At 58.8% G+C, this 3253-nt stretch carries 3 protein-coding genes; 1 reads left to right on the plus strand and 2 read right to left on the minus strand.

Going from position 1 to position 3253, the window contains the following annotated elements:
• Positions 1 to 2326: murein biosynthesis integral membrane protein MurJ (gene murJ, locus QZR18_RS08225; RefSeq protein WP_295910895.1), on the minus strand; the 2326-nt coding region annotated here is incomplete at its 3' end.
• Positions 2319 to 3023 carry a DUF6049 family protein gene (locus QZR18_RS08230; protein ID WP_295910896.1) on the minus strand — a complete coding sequence of 235 codons (705 nt, stop codon included), beginning with the start codon at positions 3021 to 3023 and terminating at the stop codon, positions 2319 to 2321. The genes murJ and QZR18_RS08230, both read right to left, overlap by 8 nt.
• 79 nt (positions 3024 to 3102) lie before the next feature.
• On the opposite strand from QZR18_RS08230, the gene QZR18_RS08235 reads away from it, so the two are divergent.
• Positions 3103 to 3253: ArsR family transcriptional regulator (locus tag QZR18_RS08235; RefSeq protein ID WP_295910897.1), on the plus strand; the 151-nt coding region annotated here is incomplete at its 3' end.

Here is a 3253-nt window from a genome sequence, read left to right on the forward strand (position 1 = left end):
GTTCATCGTGACCCTGAGCGTCGCCGGAGTTTCCACGGCCACCGCCAGAGCCTCCGTTACTGCCTCCGCCGGCCTCGGAATGACCGTGACCCGAGGAACGAGTCGGGGTGGCAGCCGCGGCGGAACCCGCAACGGATGCTGCAGCCCCTCCGACAACCGCGCCCTCGGCAAAACCGTGGGGAAGCGGAGCGGGGATACGAGAAGATGATTCCTGATGCTGAGCCTTAGCGGCGGCCGTCTCAGCCGAGGCCTCGGCAGCTGCAGCGCCCAAGGGGATACCGGCGGGCGCGGTTGCGTCGACGTCGTACATGCGCGCGGTTGCGGGCAAGGTCGGGACGATGGGGTGTTCGGGCTTTGCTTGGCTCATCTGGACGCTCCCTTGGGAACCGCGATTGCTGTGAGGAAGGGTTGGGACATTCGCAGGTGTGTCCTGCTGGGGTGAATGAGACGATGCCGCAGGGTGGCCCTCGCCGTCAGGATGAACAACATCATCGAAGGTCGGCACCGAAAGGTCAACAGAAAGGGGAACCCAATGTGGCGTTCCTTCACGGGGAGTGTGCTGATCCTCGGTAGCCATGGTTTCCTCCTGAGGGGACGGTGCCACACCATTATGAACGCTTTGCGGTTCAGGTGTAGGCTGCGCGGCCGAAAGCAGGTCACATACCGCGATCGGAAGGTGTAAACGCTTGAGCAGGGGACGAATACTGGTTGAAGATTCTTGAGGATTGATCACACGCATTGCGATCATGTACACGACGGTGACGATGATGGCCACCACGCCGAACTTCACACCCGAAAGCAGCCAGCGCAGGATCTTTGAGGACAGGGTCGTGTAGATTCCCATGAGCCAAAGAGCGCCAAAACCGATACCGCCGGCGATGATCGCACACCCGACATAGGTGAGGTAGGAGCGCGTGATTTCTGAGGAATTTACGTAGCTGTTGCGCTGTCCGACCCAGCGCATCGCAATCAAACCCTGAACGATTCGGCAGACCGTTTCGCCAAGAGCCGCGCCGATCACCCACCAGCGCACGCCGGTAGCGAAGTAGATCGACCAACCGACAATGATCTGCAAGATCGTCGGAACAATGCCCATGAGGAAGACGGGCTTGGCGTCCTCGTAGGCGAAGAAGACGCGCTGGCTCATCAAGACGATTCCCGTGGAAGCCACACCGGGCATGAGGGAGACCAGGATTAAGGCGTAGGAAGAAATCAGTTCGGGGCGGGCGGTGTTCGTGACAACCAGCTGCATCATGGGAGCAGCGCCCGCCATGAAGATCGCAGCGGCAAGAACCGTCAGTGAGGTGATCAGGCGAATGCCTGTGTGGTAGTGCTCGGCGACTTCTTCGTCATTGTCGTCGGCAACCGCGTAGTTCAATCGCGTAAAGATTGCGGTTGCAAGAGAAACAGTGATGACCGACTGCGGCAGCATGAAGATCAAGAAGGCTGCCGAATACCCCGCCAGGCCTGCGATGGGCATGGGGTTCTGGTTCAGGTAGTTATCCGCAATCGAAGCGATCGCGTTCGTCGAAAGAACACCAACCTGAGACACACCCAAGGTTGCGAAAGTCCAACCCGCAACCTTAGAGGCGGAGCCAAAAGACGTTCCACGGAAGTGAAAATCAGGCTTGAAGGAAACTCCCGCACGCCGCATGGGAATGAAGAGCACCAGAGCCTGGCAGACCACGCCCAAAGTGGTTGTGATCGACAGCAGCCAGAACTGAGGGGATGTGAAGTCAGAAATTGCGAAATCTTCGTGGGCGCCCCACAGAATGAGGAAAGCTACCAGACCCGCGATTGCAATGATGTTGTTAAGCACTGGCGCCCACATGTAGGGACCGAAGACACCGCGGGCATTGAGCAGCTCGCCCAAGAGGTTGTATAGGCCGTAGAAGAAAATCTGCGGGAGACACAAGAACGCGAAAGCAACGGCAAGTGAGCGAATGTCTTGGCTGTATCCGGGTGCCATGATGACGATGAGTACCGGTGCCAAGAGAGTTGAAACGAAGGCGACTAGGAACAGAATCGTTCCGGCCAGAGTAATCAGTCGGTTGATGTAGACCTGACCCTCGTCGCGTTTGAGTGCGCGCACGATCTGGGGAACCAGGACCGCATCGAAAACGCCCGATGCCAGCAGATTGAAGATGGTGTTGGGAAGAGTATTAGCCGTTTGGAAAGCCGCGGAGACCGCGCCACCGGCAGAACCCAGGGCCGCCAAGAGCATGGCGGCTTTAATGAAGCCAAGGACTCGGGAAACCATTGTTCCCGAGGCCATCAGTACGCTGGCTCGAAGAAGTGAGCCGTTGCGGGCCTGGCTTTCACTCATTCTGATCCTCTACATCTGGTTTGGGTGAATCCGAGCTTTCCGGATGATCCGGGTAGCGCGGGGGACGTCCTGCATGAACAAAACCTCCGCTGGAAAGTGGAACGTTCACTGTGCCCTTTTCGACGCCGCCCATACCGGGAAGATGCGAAGACTCTTCGGTCTGCGAGGACTTTAAACGACGTCGAATGGTCCGAATGATGCCGCCAAGGAAGGCAATTCCGACAATGACGGTCATGACCGCGGTGGCTGCGTCTTCCCATCCCGCGCGCATTCGCACCAGGACTTTCTGGGAATCATCAAGGACAGCTCCGCTGGGCGTTGACACCTTATAGGTCACGCGAATATCTCCCGAACCAATTGCCGTGACTGGCACATCCACATTCGAGGAGGAATTCGCGGGGATCGTGGCCGTTCCCGTGCTGGTCACGCGCAGGCGGGGGTCGCTGGGAAGCAAAGTCACTTCAACATTGACTGGCCAGGGAAGTGAGTTACGCACGCGCACGGGGAAATTCGCGCTCTTGTTGATCAGGTTGACGGCGTTCGAGGATTCAACCGAGACGGAGGACCTGAATGCATCAAGCGCCTGCGTATTCGCAGTGATCGTCTGGCTTTGCTGGTCACCCGCACCCCACCAGATGCGCTGACGCAGGCCCTCCGAGTGGGGGAAAATCGGCAGAGGTGAACCGGGTTGGACCATCAGTGGATACTGATGGTCCTCAGGCGCGGCAGCCCCTGCAACTGGACTATTGGTCAGCCATCACTGTATAGTTCAGTGCATGCTGACTATTGCTTCGCGCCTCGACGTCATGAACCGGCTCGGCCGGGCCATGGCCGACCCGACGCGCTCCCGGATCCTGATGTCCCTGCTTGACGGTCCAAGCCACCCCGCGGTGCTCTCGCGCGAGCTGGGACTGACCCGCTCGAACG

This window comes from uncultured Actinomyces sp. (genome assembly GCA_900541895.1).
Lineage (GTDB): Bacteria > Actinomycetota > Actinomycetes > Actinomycetales > Actinomycetaceae > Pauljensenia.